Below are 16,948 nucleotides of genomic sequence, written 5' to 3'. Positions count from 1 at the left end.
CCTCAGACATCCGCCACCGCGGTCCACCGGCCCGAGTGCGCCGACCGGGCTGCGGCCTCGGCCACCTCGGCCACCGCCAGCCCGTCGCGGAACGTCGGGAACACCGGCTCGCCGGTCTCGATGGCCCGCAGGAAGTCGCGCGCCTCGATGATGATCTGGTCCTGATAGCCGGTCCCGTGCCCCGGTCCGAGGCAGAAGGCGCGGTAGTCGGGATGCTCGGGACCCGCGAGGATGCGGCGGAAGCCGCGTTCCGCCTCGGGGCCCTCGCGGCGGTAGAGCCACAGCGCGTTCTGGTCCTCGCCGTCGAAGCGGATCGCGCCGTCGCTGCCGTGGATCTCGTAGGCGTAGCCCATCTTGCGGCCCGTCGCGATGCGGCTGGAGAAGAGGTGCCCGCGCACGCCCGAGCGGAAGCGCAGCATGAGCTGGAGCTGGTCGTCGTTCGTGACCTCGCCGCCGGGACGGGTTTCGTGGACCCGCTCGATCTCGGCCATGACCTCGGCGATCGGCCCCATGAAGGCCAGCGCCGCGTTGATCGGGTGCGGTGCGAGGTCGCCCAGCGTGCCGTTGGCCATGCCCCGGCAGCGCCAGTCCAGCGGCGCATCGGGATCGGCGAGGAAGTCCTCGGCGTGCTCGCAGCGGAACCACGTGACCCGCCCGATCGCGCCCTCGGCCAGCAGTTGGCGCGCGTATTGCGTGGCGGGCGTGCGGACGTAGTTGAAGCCGGTCATGTTCGCCACGCCCGCCCGGTCGGCGGCGGCCACCATGGCGCGGGCGTTCTCCAGGGTGTCGGCCAGCGGCTTCTCGCAGAGCACCGGCTTGCCCAGGGCGAGCGCGGCCTCGGCGATGGCGCGGTGCGTTTCCTGCGGCGAGGCGACGATCACCGCCTCCACCGCCGGGTCCTCGACCAGCGCCCGCCAGTCGGCGGCGGCGCGCGCGAAGCCCAGGGCGCGGGCGTGGCGTGCGGCGCTCTCGGGGGTGGAGGCGGCCACCATCTCCAGCCGGGGGCGCAGCGCGGTGTCGAACACGGCGCCCACCGCGCTCATTGCGACCGCATGGGCCTTGCCCATGTAGCCCCCGCCGACGATGCCGATGCCGATGGCCGTCATGCCTGTCTCCCCGAAAGGCCGCGAGCGGCGTTGCGTCCGGCTGCGGAAGGGGTAGCCTCGCGACAGGCACCGGACAAGCGGGTTCGCGTGGATCGAGGGAGGGACGCGAAATGGCATATGCGGCGGGAGCGGCGGCATGAGCCTCGAGGGCATCGCGCGGCGCGCGTTCCTCGTGGTCGGCCGCGTGGGCATGGACCTGACGCCGATGCCTCCCGGCACGCCCACCGCCCAGGCGCGCGACATGTTCGTGTCCATGGGCGGCTCCAGCGCCAACATCGCCGCGGGGCTGGTCCGGCTGGGCTGCACGGCCTCGCTGGTTACGCGGGTGTCGGACGATGCGGTCGGGCGCTACTGCCTCGCGCAGCTCGACCGCTACGGCATCGGGCGCACGCACGTCGGGCTCGCGGGCGGCGAGGCGCGCACCTCGCTGGCCGTGGTGGAGGCGAAGGTCGAGGACCACCAGAGCGTGATCTACCGCAACGGCGCCGCCGACTTCGAGATGGACGTGGCCGAAGTCGAGGCGGTGGACCTTGCGCCCTTCGGCGCGCTCGTCACCGCCGGCACGGTGTTCGCCGCCGAGCCGTCGCGCTCGGCCGCCTTCCGCGCGCTGGAGCGTGCCCGCGACGCGGGGCTCACGGTGATCTTCGACGTGGACTACCGCCCCTACAGCTGGCCCTCGCCCGCGGTGGCCGAGGAGGTGCTCTCGCGCGCCGCCGCCCTCGCCGACATGGTGGTGGGCAACGACGAGGAGTTCGGCTTCATGGCCGGCGGCATCGAGCGGGGCCGCGACATGGCGCGCCGCTTGGCCGCAACCGGCGCCGTCGCGATCTACAAGCGCGGCCCCGAGGGCGCCGAGACCTATCGCGGCGACGAGTGCATGCGCACCGGCGTGTTCCCGGTCGAGGCGATGAAGCCCACGGGCGCGGGCGACAGCTTCCTCGCCGGGCTGCTGGCCGGGCTGGCCGACGGCCTCGCGTTCCGCGACGCCGTGCTGCAGGGCTCGGCCGCGGCCGCCATCGTGGTCACGCGCCCCGGCTGCGCGCCCGCGATGCCGGACCGGGCCGAGCTCGCGGCCTTCCTGCGCGACCACCCCACCCCCACGCCCTGAGAGGCCCGCCGATGCACATCGCACCCTTCGACAACCGCAACGCGCCGATCGTGGACGCAGGCGACGCGCTGGTCCCGCTCAACTACTTCAACATCGTGAAGCTGCGGCGGGGCGAGACGTTCGAGTACGCCGTGCCGGGCTACGAGACCTGCGTGGTGCCGGCCACCGGCACCGTCGACGTCGACGTGGAAGGCGCGCGACACGAGGCGGTGGGCGGGCGCGGCACGGACGTCTGGGACGGCGAGCCGGAAGGGGTCTACGTGCCCACCGGCGCGCGGGCGCGCCTGACGTGCGCGTCGGAGGCCGCGGAGGTCTTCGTGGCCGGCGCGCGCTTCGACCGGGTGCTGGAGCCGTTCGCGGTGCGCTCGGGCGAGATCGACCTCGTGCAGTACGGATCGGACGACACCAAGACCCATCGCAAGATCAAGCACATCCTCGGCCAGCGGCAGGCGGACCGGGTGGGGCGGCTGCTGGTGAGCGAGCTCTACACCGTGGGCGCGGGCGGCTGGTCGGGCTTTCCGAGCCACAAGCACGACACCGACCGCGGCGACGGCCCCGGGGGGACGATCGCGGAGACGCGCCACGACGAGACCTACAACTTCCGCTTCCGCCCGCCCCACGGCTCGGGGCTACAGATGCTCCAGCGCGAGGACGGCGCGCCGGGCGACGCCTACCACATCGTGGACGGCTCCACGGTCTGCATCGACAAGGGCTATCATCCCTGCTGCGTGCTGCCGGGCTACGAGATGTACTACTTCACGATCCTCGGCGGCCTGAGCCAGCGCCCCCTGGTGCAGCACTTCCAGCCCAGCCACGCCGACCAGCTCGAAACGATCCCGGGGATCAAGGACATGATCGCGAAATTCAAATGACGCTCGCCACGCTCAGCGACGTGCTCGCCCCTGCCTTTCGGGACGGCTACGCCGTGGCCGGCCTCGTCTGCCTCGGCTGGGAGGACGCCCGCGCCTACGTGGCCGCCGCCGAGGCCGAGGGCGTGCCGGTGATCCTGCAGGCCGGCCCCTCGTGCCGCGCGCACACGCCGCTGCCCGTGCTCGCGGCGATGTTCCGCACCCTAGCCGAGGGCGCATCGGTGCCCGTGGTGGCCCATCTCGACCACGGCAACGACGTCGCCGAGTGCCGCGCCGCGCTCGACTGCGGCTTCACCTCGGTGATGTTCGACGGCTCGCGCATGCCCTTCGCCGACAACGTCGCCGCCACCGCCGAGGTGGTGCGCATGGCGCACGCCGCGGGCGCCTCCTGCGAGGGCGAGATCGGCTTCGTGGGCTACGCGGGCGGCGAGGCGTCGCTCGGCACCGACCCGGACGAGGCGGCGCGCTTCGCGGAAGGGACGGGCGTCGACGCGCTCGCGGTCTCGGTGGGCAACGTGCACCTCCAGCGCAGCGCGGGCGCGGGTCTCGACGAGGCGCGCCTCGCAGCCATCGGCGCGGCGACGGCGGTGCCGCTGGTGATCCACGGCGGCTCGGGCGTGCCCGCGGCGCAGCGCACCGCGCTCGCGCGGGGGACCTCGGTGTGCAAGTTCAACGTCGGCACGGAGCTGCGGCAGGTGTTCGGCGAATCCCTGCGCGCGGCCGTCCTGCGCGATCCGGACCGCTTCGACCGCGTGGCGATCCTCAGCGAGACCCACGCACCGGTGGCCGAGGCCGCGCGCCGCGTGCTGGCGGCGCTCAAGCCGGCCTGACGGACGGGGCATGGCAGGAAGGGAACCGGAGGCGAGTACCGGAATCGAACCGGTGTGCACGGATTTGCAATCCGCTGCGTAACCACTCCGCCAACTCGCCGGCCGCCGGTGGTCGCGGTCTAGCCGAGGGGTGGGCGGCCCGCAAGCGTCCGCGCGGCGCGCCCCGCGCGGTGGGCGCGGCGTTGCGCGGCCCCCCCGAACGTGCAATCTGAATCGCGATCCCTCTCCGCCTCCCCGACCGCCGAGGACACGCCCATGGCCGATTCCGCCACCCTCCGCCGCATGATGGTCGACACGCAGGTGCGCCCCTCCGACGTCACGAAGTTCCCGATCATCGCCGCGATGCTCGACGTCCCGCGCGAGGCCTTCGTGCCCCGGGGGCGCGAGGCGGTGGCCTACGGCGAGACGTCGATCCCGCTGGGCGACGGGCGCGAGATCCTGGAGCCGCGCACGCTGGCGAAGCTGCTCGACGCGGTGGGCGTCGAGCGCGACGAGACTGTGCTGGTGGTGGGCGCGAACCTCGGCTACGCGACCGCCCTCCTCTCGCGCATGGCGACCTCCGTGGTGGCCGTGGAGGAGGACGAGGCCATGGCCGCCGACGCCGAGGCGGCGCTCGCCGCACTGGGCGCCGACAACGCCGTGGTGATGACCGGCCCGCTCGCCGCGGGGCTGCCAAAGGCGGCCCCCTTCGACGTGATCCTCGTCGAGGGCGGCGTCGAGGAGGTTCCGGCGGCGCTGCTGGACCAGCTCCGCGACGGCGGGCGGATCGCGGCGATCTTCGTGGACGGGCGCCTGGGACAGGCGCGCGTGGGCGTGCGGGCCGAGGGACGCATGGGTTGGCGCTACGCCTTCGACGCCGATGCCCCCGTCCTGCCCGGCTTCGCCCGCGAACGGAGCTTCGCGCTGTGAGGGGCCTGCGCGCCGGCGTGGCGGCCCTCGCCCTCGTGCTCGCCCCGCTCGCCGCGCCCGCCCAGTCGCTGTCGGACACGCTCGTGCTGGCCTACGACACCAGCGACCTGCTGTCCCAGCAGCGCAACCTGCTCGCCGCGCTCGACGAGGACGTGGCGCAGGCCGTGGCCGCGCTGCGCCCGACCTTGAGCTACTTCGCCAACGTCTCCGCGCGCGACGACACCGTGAACGGCACCAGCTCGACCGGCTCGCTGGGGCTGCTGCTGCAGTGGACGCTGATGGACGGGGGCCGCCGGGCCTTCCAGATCGGCGCCGCCAAGGAATCCGTTCTTGCCGCCCGCTGGCGCCTCCAGAACCTGGAGCAGCAGGTGCTGCTCGACGCCGTGACGGCCTATTTCGGCCTGCGCCTCGCCGTCCAGGTGGTGGACGTCTCGGAGAACAACTTGCGGCTCCTGACCCAGCAGCTTCGCGCCGCCCGCGACCGCTTCGAGGTCGGCGAGGTCACGCGCACCGACGTGGCGATCGCCCAGACGCGTCTGGCCGCCTCCGAATCGCAGCTCGCCGCCGCGAGGGGGCAGGTGGACATCGCACGCGAGCAGTACCGCCTCGCGACCGGCCACGCGCCCGAAGGCGTGCTGCCCGCGCCCCCGCCCACGCCCGAGCTTCCCCCCACGGTGGAGCGCACCCAGGCGCTGGCGGTGCAAATCCACCCGTCGATCAAGGCGCTGCAGCACGACATAGCCGCGGCCGAGCTGTTCGTGCAGCTCGCGCGCGCCCAGCGCCTGCCGACGATCGACCTGTCGGGACAGGCCCAGCGCAGCGAGCCGGACACCCAGAGCCTGTCGATCACGCTCGGCGCGCAGGGCCCGCTCTACACGGGCGGCAACCTCGCCTCGCTCGGTCGGCAGGCCCGGGCCAACGCGAATGCCGCCCGCGCCGGGCTCGCGCAGCAGGGCCGCGTGATCTCCGACGCCGTGGGCCGCGCCTTCGCGCAGCTGCAGATCGCGCGCGCGCAGATCATCGCCTCGGATCAGCAGGTCCGCTCGGCCCAGCTCGCCTTCGAGGGCTTCCGCGAGGAGGCCGCGCTCGGCGCGCGCACCACGCTCGACGTGCTGGATGCGGAGCAGGAGCTGCTCGATGCGCGCTTCGGCCTGATCGAAGCCCAGAGCAACGCGCAACTGGCGGTGTACCAGGTCCTCGCCGCCGCGGGGCTCCTGACGGTGGACCATCTCGGCCTCGCGGTGCAGCGCTTCGATCCGGACGTGTACTACAACGCCGTGCGGACCGCCCCCGCGACGGTGCCTAGGACCTCGGAGCGCGGCGGTCGCCTCGACCGCGTGCTGCGGCGTTTCGGTCGCAACTAGGCGGCCCCCGGCGCCTGCGGGTGGCCGGATGGTCCGGCGCTTGATATCGCTTCGAAGGGCGGGATCGATCGGAGGGCAATCCGGACCCGGCCGGGCCAGAAGCGGCGAAGCCGCCAGCCGGAGGACGCGTCATGGCAGAGACACAGAACATCGAGGACGTGCTGTCCTCCATCCGGCGCCTCGTGTCCGAGGAGGTCAGCGCCCAGGCCGGCCGCCACGGCCCCGCCCTCGCGGCGGTACCCGTCCGCCCCGCCCCCGCCGACCCACCGTCCGCCCCCGAGCCCGCACCTGCCGCGGATCGCCTCGTGCTGGCGCCGTCGCACCGCGTGGTGGAGCCCGAAGACCCGTTCCAGGCGATCCGCGCCCTCGCCCAGGAGGAGCGCGACGCCCGCGACGCCGAGGCCTTCGCCCCCGAGGCCGCGCCCGCCCCGCTGGTCGCCGACCTCGGCTCCGCACCGGACGATGCGGCGCCCTGGCGGGGCGGTCCGATGATCGAGGGGTACAGCGAGGACACCGACTTCGAGGCCGAGGACGCCGCGTCGTCGCGCGATGCGGTGGCGTCCGCGATCGCGGCGGCCGGCGTGCTCCAGGCCTTCGCCGCGGAAGAGACCGCGCTGCGCCGCGCGGACGCTCGGACGGGCGCGCCCGCCGCAGCTTCCGAGCCCGCCGCAGCGCCGGAGGAGGACGAAGCGCCAGCAGCCGGGGCGAAGCCCCCTGTCCCGCCTCCCACGGCGGTCGTCCCTGTTGCCCCCGCACCCGAAGCCGCCCGCCCCGCGCCGGTGACCGGCGACGCAAGCCCCGTGGATGACGACGACGGCGACGCGGTCATGGAGGCGGTGCTCGCCGGGGCTCTGTCCGACGACGACGACGAGGAGGACGACATGGCGGGAGGGCCGGACGAGGCCTCCGAAGGCGCCGTGGCCAAGGTCGCGATGATGCCCGCGCCCCGTTCCGCGCCGGCAAAGCCTGCCGAGGGCAAGGCACCCGCGCCCGAGGCCGGTGGCGACGGTGCGAATGCGGACGACGACATCCTCGCCGGAGGCATCGACGCGACCTTGCGCGCGGGCCCGGATGCCGACGCGCTGCGCGAGCTGGTGGCCGAGGTCGTGCGCCAGGAGCTGGCTGGCGCCCTGGGCGAGCGGATCACCCGCAACGTCCGCAAGCTGGTGCGCCGCGAGTTGCGATCCATGTTCGCGAGCGAGGAATTCGAGTAGCGTCCGGCGCGGTGGGCGTCGCGCATGGAAAAGGCCGCACCCCGGGAGGGGCGCGGCCTTTTTCGCCGGGTCGCCCCGGGGGGCGGCCGAAGCGGGTCAGGCAGCCTTGAGGGCCTCGGCGAGCTCGGCGGCCTGGCGGCGCTCGCTCTCCTCGCGGGACAGGGCCACGGAGGTCCGGACGCCACGGCTGACGAACTCCATGAGGCCGTTCACCACGCGCTCGTTGGGATCCACGCCGGCGCAGCTCAGCACTTCGCGGCCATCGCGCGACCGCGCCCAGCGGGCGATCTGCTCGGGGCCGTTGCCGTACTTCTTGTCGTCCGCGATGGCGTCATCGAGGGCGGCCAGCACGACGGCGGCGAAAAGCTTGCGGGCGCGCTGCCCCTGCTCGAAGTTGTAGGCCGTTGCGTCGACGGTATCGTTCATTCCACGCTCCTGATGTCGTTTCTCTCTCATCCCGTTGGCGGTGCCTAGCACGTCGGTCCGCACCGAGCCATGCAAATCGGGAATACCCCACTTGCGCTACTGCGTCGGCTTGGCGTGCGATCGCGCACGGAGGGCGCAGTTTTCCGCCGGTAACACCTCCCAACTCGCGACGGGCCCCTTTAGGTTCAATGTTGCGTCAATCTTTGGCCATATTTCGCCGTAACACCGCTTGCGCCGCGTGCGGATCACGGCTTGCACCCTGACGAAGCTGGCCTTTCCGCCCCGGAGCGCCGTGCCCGGCGCGCCCTCTCGTCCCCGTGACCGGTCCTCCTGCCCCATAGGGGCGGAGATGCGGCACGACGGGGGCGTGGACGGACCGTTTCCGGCCCTTGCCCGGCCTCGCCCCGCCGGTTACGCCCCGCACGCGATCGGCGAGGGAGGCACCATGCCCAAGATCAACGGCAACGAAATCCGCCCCGGCAACGTGCTGGAGCACGACGGGCACCTGTGGTCGGCGGTGAAGGTCGATCATGTGAAGCCCGGCAAGGGCGGCGCCTTCGCGCAGGTCGAGCTGCGCAACCTGCGCAACGGATCGAAGCTCAACGAGCGCTTCCGCTCCGCCGACAAGGTCGAGCGCGTGCGCCTCGAGCAGAAGGACCAGCAGTTCCTCTACGAGAGCGACGGAATGCTGCACTTCATGGACCAGGAGACCTACGACCAGGTCGCCCTGCCTGCCGACATCCTCGGCGACCGCCGCCCGTTCCTGCAGGACGGCATGATCGTGAAGATCGAGTACCATGAGGACGAGGCGCTGAACGCCACGCTGCCGCAGAAGGTCACCTGCACCATCGTGGAGACCGAGCCGGTGGTGAAGGGTCAGACCGCGGCCAACTCGTTCAAGCCCGCGCTGCTCGACAACGGCGTGCGCGTGATGGTGCCGCCGTTCGTGGGCCAGGACGAGGCGATCGTGGTGAACACCGAGACCATGGAGTACTCGGAGCGCGCCTGACGTGAACGCCGCCTGCTAACTCCTTGCGATCGGTCGATCGCGGTCGGACCCCGCTCGCCGGCGCCCCCATGCGTGCTTGCCGGCGGAGGCGATCGGGGAAATGAAACGCGCGGGGCCGCCCGCGCCCCCGGCTTCGGAGGCGCCCCCGGTGACACGCGCGATCATGCTCCAGGGCACCGGCAGCAACGTCGGCAAGAGCGTGCTCGTGGCCGGGCTCTGCCGGCACTTCGCGCGTCAGGGCCTGCGCGTGCGGCCCTTCAAGCCCCAGAACATGTCGAACAACGCCGCCGTGACCGCCGACGGCGGCGAGATCGGGCGCGCACAGGCCATGCAGGCCCTCGCCTGCGGGGTGGAGCCGCACACCGACATGAACCCCGTGCTCCTGAAGCCCGAGGGCGAGTGCGGCAGCCAGGTCGTGGTGAACGGCCGGCGCCGCGCCACCGTGCGCGCCCGCGACTACGTGGCCCTCAAGCCCGAGCTGCTTGCGGAGTGCCTCGCCGCATTCCGCCGCCTCTCCACTGCCTGCGACCTCGTGGTGATCGAAGGCGCCGGCAGCCCCGCCGAGATCAACCTGCGCGCCGGTGACATCGCCAACATGGGCTTCGCCGAGGCCGCCGATGTTCCCGTGGTGCTGGCCGGCGACATCGACCGGGGCGGCGTGATCGCGCAGGTCGTCGGCACCCACGCCGTGCTGCCCCCCGAAGACCGCGCGCGCATCCGCGCCTTCCTCGTCAACAAGTTCCGCGGCGACGTCTCGCTGTTCCACGACGGCGCCGCCGAGATCGCGCGTCGCACCGGCTGGCGGGATCTCGGGACGCTGCCGTGGTTCGCGGGCGCCCGCGCGCTTCCGGCCGAGGACATCCTCGACATCCGCTCCGAGCCCCGCGCCGGCGCCTTCCGCATCGCCGTGCCGCGGCTGGGGCGCATCGCCAACTTCGACGACCTCGACCCCCTCTCGGCCGACCCGGCGCTGTCGGTCGACGTGGTGGAGCCGGGCCGCCCCCTGCCCGTCTGCGACCTCGTGCTGATCCCCGGCACCAAGACCACGATCGCGGACCTCGAAGCGTTCCGCGCCGAGGGGTGGGACATCGACCTGCAGGCCCACGTGCGCCGGGGCGGTCACGTGCTGGGCATCTGCGGCGGCTACCAGATTCTGGGCCGCACCATAGCCGATCCCGATGGGCTGGAGGGGCCGCCGCGCACGGTCCCGGGCCTCGGGCTATTGGATGTCGAGACGACGATGCGCCCCCGCAAGCACCTCGCCTGCGTCGCCGCCGCGCACCCGGCGTCGGGCACGCGGCTGGAGGGTTACGAGATCCACCTCGGTGAGACCCGCGGCCCCGACACCGCACGCGGGTGGCTGGTGCGGGACGGCGAGCGGATCGGCGCCACCGACGTCTCGGGACGGGTGATGGGCTGCTACCTCCACGGGCTCTTCGCCTCGGACTCCTTCCGCATCGCTTTCCTAAGCGGCATGGGCGCCGCGCCCACGGCAATGGACCACGGCGCCGCGGTCGAGGCGGCGCTCGACGGATTGGCGGCGCACATGGAACAGGCGCTGGACCTCCGCGCGTTATGGAATATCGCCGCACCGACCAACTAGTTACCGGTCCGAACCACCCCACGGAGTTTCCCCACAATGCGCCGCACCCTTTCCGCCATCGCCGTGCTCCTCGCCTCGGCCACCACCGCCGCCGCCGCCTCCTGCGGCAACGACGCCTCGGGCTTCGAGCGCTGGAAGGGCGAGTTCGCCCAAGAGGCCCGCGCCGCCGGCGTCGGCCAGCGCGGGCTCGAGGCCCTCGCGAGCGCCCGCTACAGCCAGGGCACCATCAACGCCGACCGCAACCAGAAGGGCGTGCGCTACGCGCTCGACGACTTCATCCGCATCCGCCTGGGCAGCCTCGACGGCTTCGCCGCGCAGGCGACCCAGCGGCTGAACCAGAACCGCGGCTTCTTCCAGAGCCTTGAGGCCCGCTACGGCGTGCCCGCCGGCGTGCTGCTGGCGATCCACGGCATGGAGACGGGGTTCGGCCGCACCATGGGGTCCACGCCGGTGGTCTCCTCGATCGCCACCGTGGCCTACGACTGCCGCCGCTCGTCGTTCTTCACCCCCCACGCCATCGCCGCCCTCGCGATGGTGGACCGCGGGATGCTGAGCCCCTCCCAGGTGGGCGCGTTCCACGGCGAGTTGGGCCACACCCAGTTCCTGCCGGGCAACGCCCTGCGCTACGGCGTGGACGGCAACGGCGACGGGCGCGTGGACTTCTACAACATGGCCGACGCCATGGCCTCGACGGCCAACTTCTTGCGTCAGAAGGGCTGGCGCCCGGGCGAGAGTTTCCAGGAGGGGACGCGCAACTTTCGCGTGCTCAACGAGTGGAACGCGGCGACCGTGTACCAGCAGGCGATCGCGCTGGCGGGTGAGCGGATCCGGTAAGCGCCGCTCACCTCTGGAATCTGATGCGCCCCGGTCTCGTGCCGGGGCGTTTCGCGTTTTGGAGGTTGCGTGGGGGCCATGCCGCGGAGGTGTTGCGTCCCGCCCTCGGGCGTCGTGCCGAGAAGCGGGAACTTTCCTAACGGACAGTCCCGCGGCGCACGGGTGGGGATTTGGGCGGCGGACGCTTTCGCGGAGCGAAAGCGCCGCGGTGCGGGCGGCGGGAGTCGAACCCGCACGGGCAAAGCCCAGGGGATTTTAAGTCCCGTGTGTCTACCGTTCCACCACGCCCGCTCCGCGCGCCGGGATAGGCGGCAGCCCGGCGGGGGGCAAGGTCACAGGTCGGTCTGCGGCGGGCGCGGCTGGCCGGTCTCGGGATCGAGCAGGAGGAACTGCCGCTCCGAGAGCCAGGGGTTCAGCTCCGTCGCGGCGCGGATCGCCGCCTGCCCTTCCGCGATGCGCCCGAGCTGGATCAGCGCCAGCCCCTTGCCCGCGAGCGCGGCGACATGGCGGGGCCGTAGGGCGAGCGCGCGGTCGAGGTCCTGCAGCGAGCCCTCGAAGTCGCCGCCGAGGAAGCGCACGAAGGCCCGCTGGTTCCAGCCCTCGGCATAGTCCGGGCAGCGGTCGATCAGCGCGTCGAACGCCGTGCGGGCACCGTCTAGGTCGAAGGCCGAGCGCCGCTGCATGCCCTCGTCGAGCAGCTCCTGCGCCCGCGCGTCGGGCGCCGTGGCCCAGAGCGGCCACATGCGGTTGCCGATCATGCGGCCCTCGCGCTCCGTGGTCGCGGCCTGCGCCTCGGCGATCAGATCGTCCATCGCCGCCGTGATGTCGGGTGCGGGGGGACACGCCGCGAGGGCGGGCGCGGCGAGCAGGGCGATGAGGGCGGCGGGGGCGATCGGGTTCATGCCGGGGAATCTGGTGCGGTGCCCGGCGGTGTCAAAGCGGCCCCTTCCCTTCGCGGCGCGGGCCGCTAGGCTCGCCGCTTGCATACGCATGCAAGGAGCCTCCATGACCGACTTCCGCGCCCGCGCCGCAGACGGGCTGGCCGACCTCCTGCTCTGCCCCGAGGCGGACCTGGCCGAGCGAGCGGCCGCACTGGTCGCCCCGGACGCCGCGCTGCACGCGATGGCGCCGGTGGACGACCTCGCGGGGCGAGACGCCTGGGCGGAGGCGTTCGCCCTGCCCCTGCGTCGCGCCTTCGTCGGCGCCCACCGCCGGATGGAGATCGTGATCGGCGGCGAGAGCGTGCGCGAAGACGGGGGCCGGTGGATGGCGGGCGTGGGCCACGTGGTGGGCGACTTCCACGCGCCGCTCTGGGGCGTGGCACCGTCGGGGCAGCTGGCGTTCCTGCGCTTCGGCGAGTTCCACCGCATCGACGCGGAGGGGCGCATCGACCGCTCCCACGTGATCCTCGACCTGCCCGACCTCATGCGCCAAGCGGGCCGCGCGCCGTTCCCGCGGCTCGGCCCGGAGATGCTCTGGCCAGGCCCCGCGACTCATGACGGGGTGTGTCCCGAGAGGGGAGACGGCGCGGCGAGCCTCGCCGTCGTCGAGCGGATGCTGGGCGACCTTCATCACTACGACCCCGAGACGATGGCCTCCGCGGGCCAGACCGGCGAGGGCGGCGCTTGGGCCGACGACATGTTCTGGCACGGGCCGGGCGGCGTGGGCTCGAACTTCCGCTGGGAGGGCTTCGTGCGCGACCACCGCGCGCCCTTCGTGGGCGCCTTCCCTGACCGGCAGGGGGGCAACCACTACTGCCGGATCGGGGACGGGAACTATGCGGCCGTGTCGGGCTGGCCGTCGATGACCATGACGCACCGCGGCTACTACCTCGGCGTGCCTGCCACGAACCGCGCGCTGACCTTGCGGGTCATGGACTTCTACCGGATCGCCGGGGGCCGAATCGCAGAGAACTGGGTGCTGCTCGACTACGTCGACCTCGCCCGCCAGATGGGCCGAGACGTCCTCGCCTGAACGGAGCGGTAGCCCTTCCCCTCATCCTGCCGAAAATATCTCGGGGGTGCGGGGGCTGGCCCCCGCCACCCGACGGTAGCGCGTGAGCGCCACGTAATCCTTGCGCGGCCCCGTCACCCGCCACCGGCACGACCAGAATCCCCGGCCCCGGAAGTCATAGCCCAGCCGGTAGGTGTCGGGTGCGCAGGGGTGCAGCGCCTCGGCCCACGGCGTCGGCTCGAAGTCGTGGAACGGCCGCCCGTCAGAGAAGGCCACGTGGAGGCGCGGCCCATCGGCACGCCAGAGGGTGACGCGCTCGGCCCGGAGGCGCGCGCGCCCCTGCTCCAGCGTGCCCGTCTCGGTGCAGCGCAGCACCGGCCCCTCGGGCGCCCATGTGGCGGTGCCCCAGGCGCGGGCGCGGGTGCCGTCGGCGTGCCGAATGATGCGGGCGAACGACCACGCGCCGAGGAGAGCGGCGAGGCGTTCGGCGGCGGTCACGGGCGGGCGGAGTTGCGGCGCATGGGCGGGGACGCTAGGGCGCGCGCATCACGAGAGGAAGCCCCATGATCCCCCGCTACAGCCGCCCCGACATGGTCCGCATCTGGTCGCCCGAGACCAAGTTCCGCATCTGGTTCGAGATCGAGGCCCATGCCTGCGACGCCATGGCCGCGCTCGGCGTGATCCCCCGCGCCAACGCTGAGGCCGTCTGGAAGGCCAAGGACACGGAGTTCGACGTCGCCCGCATCGACGCCATCGAGGCCGAGACCCGCCACGACGTGATCGCCTTCCTGACCCATCTGGCCGAGATCGTGGGCAGCGACGAGGCACGCTTCGTGCATCAGGGCATGACCTCGTCGGACGTGCTCGACACCACGCTGAACGTGCAGCTGTGCCGCGCGGCGGACATCCTGATCGCCGACATGGAAGGATTGCTCGAAGCGCTGGAGCGGCGCGCGCGCGAGCACAAGGACACGGTGCGGATCGGCCGCTCCCACGGCATCCACGCCGAGCCCACCACCATGGGCCTGACCTTCGCGCGCTTCCACGCCGAAATGTCGCGCAACCTCCGCCGTCTGCGCGCCGCGCGCGAGGAGGTGGCGACGGGCGCGATCTCGGGCGCCGTGGGCACCTTCGCCAACATCGACCCCCGCGTCGAGGCGCACGTCTGCGAGAAGCTAGGGCTGGAGCCGGAGCCGATCTCCACGCAGGTGATCCCCCGCGACCGCCACGCCATGTTCTTCGCGACCTTGGGCGTGATCGCCTCGTCGGTCGAGAACGTCGCCACCGAGATCCGCCACATGCAGCGCACCGAGGTGCTGGAGGCGGAGGAGTTCTTCGCGAAGGGCCAGAAGGGCTCCTCGGCGATGCCCCACAAGCGCAACCCGGTGCTGACCGAGAACCTCACCGGCCTCGCCCGCATGGTGCGCGCGGCCGTCGTCCCGGCGATGGAGAACGTGGCGCTCTGGCATGAGCGGGACATCTCGCACTCCAGCGTGGAGCGAATGATCGGCCCCGATGCCACGATCACGCTCGACTTCGCGCTGCACCGCCTCACGGGCGTCATCGACAAGCTGGTGATCTACCCCGAGCGGATGATGGCCAACATGAACCGCTTCCGGGGCCTCGTGATGAGCCAGCGGGTGCTGCTCGCCCTCACCCAGGCCGGGGTCAGCCGCGAGGACGCCTACCGGCTCGTGCAGCGCAACGCGATGAAGGTCTGGGAGGAGGGCGCCGACTTCCAGACCGAGCTGCTGGCGGATGCGGACGTGCGCGCGGCCCTGTCGGAGGAGGAGATCGCCGAGAAGTTCGACCTCGGCTACCACACCAAGCACGTGGACACGATCTTCGCGCGGGTGTTCGGCGGGCGGGACGGCGCCTGACGGCGGCGCGGCGGGAAACGTGATTGGGCGGCCCCGTGCTGCCGCGCTATCCTCCTCGGGCACACAGAGGAGGATCGACCATGCTCAGACTTCTGATCGCCGCCGCCGCCGTGGCGCTGGCTCCCGGCCTCGCCGCCGCGGGTTGCAGCCACGACCGGCAGGCCAACATCACCTGCGCCCCCGGCTCGACCTACGACGAGGCCGCCGGCACCTGCGTGCCCGACGCCACCGGCTGACCCGAACCTCGGGCTTCCTTCTCCGCCGCCCGGACGCTATCCCGCGCCCGGAGGAGGAGCGACACATGGCCAAGGTCTTCATCGACGGCGAGGCGGGCACCACGGGCCTGCGCATCCGCGAGCGGCTCGAGGGGCGCGGCGACGTCTCCCTGATCAGCCTCGAGGAGGACCGCCGCAAGGACGCCGGCGCGCGCCGCGGCGCCTACGGCGAGGCGGACGTGGCGATCCTGTGCCTGCCCGACGATGCCGCGCGCGAGGCCGCCGCCTCCGCCGGGTGCCGCCTGATCGACGCCTCCACCGCCCACCGCACCGCGCCGGGCTGGGTCTATGGCATGCCCGAGCTTCCGGGCGCGCGCGAGCAGATCGCCGGGGCGCGCCGCGTCGCCAACGTCGGCTGCTACGCGACGGGCGCCATCGCCATCCTGCGCCCCCTCGTGGACGCGGGCATCGTTCCCGCCGACCATGGCTGCGTGCTGACCGGCGTGTCGGGCTACACCGGCGGCGGCAAGGCCGCGATCGCCGCGCACGAAAGCGGCGAGGCGCCGGACTTCTCGCTTTACGCGCTGCGCCAGGATCACAAGCACCTGCCCGAGGTCATGGCCCACTCCGGCCTGCGCCGGAAGCCGCTGTTCCAGCCCGCCGTGGCGAACTACGCGCAAGGCATGGTGGTGCAGCTGCACCTCCACGCCGACCTGCTGCCGGGCGAGATCGCCGGCCACGCCCGCATTGAGGCCTGCCTGCGCGACTTCTACCGCGGCGATCCCTTCGTGTCCGTGGTGCTGCCCTCGGACCGCATCGATCCCCAGCGGCTGAACGGCACCAACCGCATGGAGATCAGCGTGCAGGGCGACGGGCGCGGGCGCCTGACCATCGCCGCCGTCCTCGACAACCTCGGCAAGGGCGCTTCGGGCACCGCGGTGCAGAACCTGAACCTGATGATCGGCGCCGAGGAGACGGCGGGCCTCTGAGCCCTTCGTCCCCGGAACGTGATCGCGGGGGGCTGGACGCGCCGGCCCTTCGTGCTCCCTTGTAGCGGGATCACCAGCCTCGAGGTTCCCGTCATGCTCCGCTCCGCAGCCATCCTCCTCGCCGTCCTGCCCGCCGCGGCCTTCGCCGTCGGCTCCGAGACGACGAAGCCCACCGAGACCACCGTGGAGTGCCCCGAGGGCACCGTGTACGACGCCGAGCACGAGGGCTGCGTGAAGCTGCAGGACTCGCGATTGGGCGACGACGCCCGCATCGAGGCGGCGCGCGAGCTGGCCGAGTTCGGCCGCGCAGGCGAGGCGCTGGAGGTTCTGGCCGCCCTGAAGGACCCCGCCACCGCGGAGGCCCTGACGGTGCGCGGCTTCGCGACCCGGAAGGCGGGCGACTGGGATGCGGGCGTGGCGCTCTACCGCGCCGCGCTGGAGCTGGACCCGGATCACTGGCAGGCCCGCAGCTACCTCGGCCTCGGCCTCCTGGAGCGCGGCGACCGCGCCGGCGCGGACGAGCAGCTGAGGTTGATCCGGGCGTCGGGCGGGCGCGGGAGCTACCCCGAGGCGGCGCTGGACGAGGCGCTGGCGACGGGCCGTTCGACCTACTGACCCCGCGGCGGTAACGGTTTCCTA

General features: G+C 72.8%; 18 protein-coding genes and 2 tRNA genes. 14 read left to right on the top strand and 6 right to left on the bottom strand.

Annotated elements, in window-relative coordinates; translation table 11 throughout:
• Positions 1–2: 2 nt before the first annotated feature.
• On the bottom strand, positions 3–1,106 hold the full coding sequence (locus tag K3554_RS09320) for a Gfo/Idh/MocA family protein (protein WP_259939509.1): 1,104 nt from the start codon (positions 1,104–1,106) through the stop codon (positions 3–5).
• A 136-nt stretch (positions 1,107–1,242) separates the two neighbouring features.
• Here K3554_RS09320 and iolC point away from each other — a divergent pair, with 136 nt between their 5' ends.
• The 3 genes from iolC to K3554_RS09305 are packed head-to-tail and all read left to right on the top strand — an operon-like array spanning position 1,243 to position 3,913.
• On the top strand, positions 1,243–2,214 hold the full coding sequence (gene iolC / locus K3554_RS09315) for a 5-dehydro-2-deoxygluconokinase (protein WP_259939507.1): 972 nt from the start codon (positions 1,243–1,245) through the stop codon (positions 2,212–2,214).
• 11 nt (positions 2,215–2,225) lie between these two features.
• A complete protein-coding gene (locus K3554_RS09310; RefSeq protein WP_259939504.1) occupies positions 2,226–3,086 on the top strand; it encodes a 5-deoxy-glucuronate isomerase in 861 nt (286 codons plus the stop codon).
• Complete coding sequence (locus K3554_RS09305; protein ID WP_259939502.1) at positions 3,083–3,913, top strand: class II fructose-bisphosphate aldolase; 831 nt, start codon at positions 3,083–3,085, stop codon at positions 3,911–3,913. Before K3554_RS09310 ends, K3554_RS09305 begins: the two co-directional genes overlap by 4 nt.
• Before the next feature lie 29 nt (positions 3,914–3,942).
• Here the strand turns inward: K3554_RS09305 and K3554_RS09300 are convergent.
• A tRNA-Cys gene (locus K3554_RS09300) sits at positions 3,943–4,013 on the bottom strand.
• A 155-nt stretch (positions 4,014–4,168) separates the two neighbouring features.
• Between K3554_RS09300 and K3554_RS09295 the strand changes: the two genes are divergently transcribed.
• From K3554_RS09295 to K3554_RS09285, 3 genes are all read left to right on the top strand, one after another.
• A complete protein-coding gene (locus K3554_RS09295) occupies positions 4,169–4,822 on the top strand; it encodes a protein-L-isoaspartate O-methyltransferase (RefSeq protein ID WP_259939499.1) in 654 nt (217 codons plus the stop codon).
• Positions 4,819–6,186, top strand: coding sequence for a TolC family outer membrane protein (locus K3554_RS09290; protein ID WP_259939497.1), 1,368 nt, complete (start codon positions 4,819–4,821; stop codon positions 6,184–6,186). The genes K3554_RS09295 and K3554_RS09290 overlap by 4 nt, the downstream gene beginning before the upstream one ends.
• 131 nt (positions 6,187–6,317) lie before the next feature.
• The gene (locus K3554_RS09285; RefSeq protein WP_259939496.1) at positions 6,318–7,400 is read left to right on the top strand and encodes a hypothetical protein; all 1,083 of its coding nucleotides are present in this window, start codon (positions 6,318–6,320) and stop codon (positions 7,398–7,400) included.
• 96 nt (positions 7,401–7,496) lie between these two features.
• Here the strand turns inward: K3554_RS09285 and K3554_RS09280 are convergent, their stop codons facing one another.
• A complete protein-coding gene (locus tag K3554_RS09280; protein WP_259939495.1) occupies positions 7,497–7,826 on the bottom strand; it encodes a DUF6280 family protein in 330 nt (109 codons plus the stop codon).
• Between the two features lie 445 nt (positions 7,827–8,271).
• Between K3554_RS09280 and efp the strand changes: the two genes are divergently transcribed.
• The 3 genes from efp to K3554_RS09265 all read left to right on the top strand — a co-directional run bounded on the left by efp (position 8,272) and on the right by K3554_RS09265 (position 11,272).
• Positions 8,272–8,835, top strand: a complete 564-nt coding sequence (gene efp, locus K3554_RS09275; protein WP_259939494.1) for an elongation factor P — start codon at positions 8,272–8,274, stop codon at positions 8,833–8,835.
• A 148-nt stretch (positions 8,836–8,983) separates the two neighbouring features.
• On the top strand, positions 8,984–10,438 hold the full coding sequence (locus K3554_RS09270) for a cobyric acid synthase (RefSeq protein ID WP_259939493.1): 1,455 nt from the start codon (positions 8,984–8,986) through the stop codon (positions 10,436–10,438).
• A gap of 36 nt (positions 10,439–10,474) precedes the next feature.
• Positions 10,475–11,272: a lytic transglycosylase domain-containing protein gene (locus tag K3554_RS09265; protein ID WP_259939492.1), complete on the top strand. Its 798-nt coding sequence runs from the start codon at positions 10,475–10,477 to the stop codon at positions 11,270–11,272.
• A gap of 209 nt (positions 11,273–11,481) precedes the next feature.
• On the opposite strand, the gene K3554_RS09260 is transcribed toward K3554_RS09265, so the two are convergent.
• Together K3554_RS09260 and K3554_RS09255 are read right to left on the bottom strand one after the other, a co-directional pair.
• A tRNA-Leu gene (locus K3554_RS09260) sits at positions 11,482–11,563 on the bottom strand.
• A gap of 41 nt (positions 11,564–11,604) precedes the next feature.
• A complete protein-coding gene (locus K3554_RS09255) occupies positions 11,605–12,174 on the bottom strand; it encodes a hypothetical protein (protein ID WP_259939491.1) in 570 nt (189 codons plus the stop codon).
• A 103-nt stretch (positions 12,175–12,277) separates the two neighbouring features.
• Between K3554_RS09255 and K3554_RS09250 the strand changes: the two genes are divergently transcribed.
• Entirely contained in the window at positions 12,278–13,246 is a 969-nt protein-coding gene (locus K3554_RS09250) for an ester cyclase (RefSeq protein WP_259939490.1), read from the top strand.
• Positions 13,247–13,267: 21 nt separating this feature from the next.
• Here K3554_RS09250 and K3554_RS09245 read toward each other — a convergent pair whose 3' ends face one another.
• The gene (locus tag K3554_RS09245) at positions 13,268–13,723 is read right to left on the bottom strand and encodes a DUF6314 family protein (RefSeq protein WP_259939489.1); all 456 of its coding nucleotides are present in this window, start codon (positions 13,721–13,723) and stop codon (positions 13,268–13,270) included.
• A 65-nt stretch (positions 13,724–13,788) separates the two neighbouring features.
• Between K3554_RS09245 and purB the strand changes: the two genes are divergently transcribed.
• From purB to K3554_RS09225, 4 genes are all read left to right on the top strand, one after another.
• On the top strand, positions 13,789–15,105 hold the full coding sequence (gene purB, locus K3554_RS09240; protein ID WP_259939487.1) for an adenylosuccinate lyase: 1,317 nt from the start codon (positions 13,789–13,791) through the stop codon (positions 15,103–15,105).
• 80 nt (positions 15,106–15,185) lie between these two features.
• On the top strand, positions 15,186–15,341 hold the full coding sequence (locus tag K3554_RS09235; RefSeq protein WP_259939485.1) for a hypothetical protein: 156 nt from the start codon (positions 15,186–15,188) through the stop codon (positions 15,339–15,341).
• 65 nt (positions 15,342–15,406) lie between these two features.
• Complete coding sequence (gene argC, locus K3554_RS09230; RefSeq protein ID WP_259939483.1) at positions 15,407–16,309, top strand: N-acetyl-gamma-glutamyl-phosphate reductase; 903 nt, start codon at positions 15,407–15,409, stop codon at positions 16,307–16,309.
• A gap of 93 nt (positions 16,310–16,402) precedes the next feature.
• Entirely contained in the window at positions 16,403–16,924 is a 522-nt protein-coding gene (locus tag K3554_RS09225; protein WP_259939481.1) for a hypothetical protein, read from the top strand.
• The last annotated feature ends 24 nt before the right edge of the window (positions 16,925–16,948 follow it).

Origin of the sequence: Jannaschia sp. W003, from assembly GCF_025144335.1 — a bacterium.
Classification (GTDB): Bacteria; Pseudomonadota; Alphaproteobacteria; order Rhodobacterales; family Rhodobacteraceae; genus Jannaschia.
The sequence above is the reverse complement of the archived record's forward strand: the minus strand, read 5'-3'. Positions and strand labels throughout refer to the sequence as shown.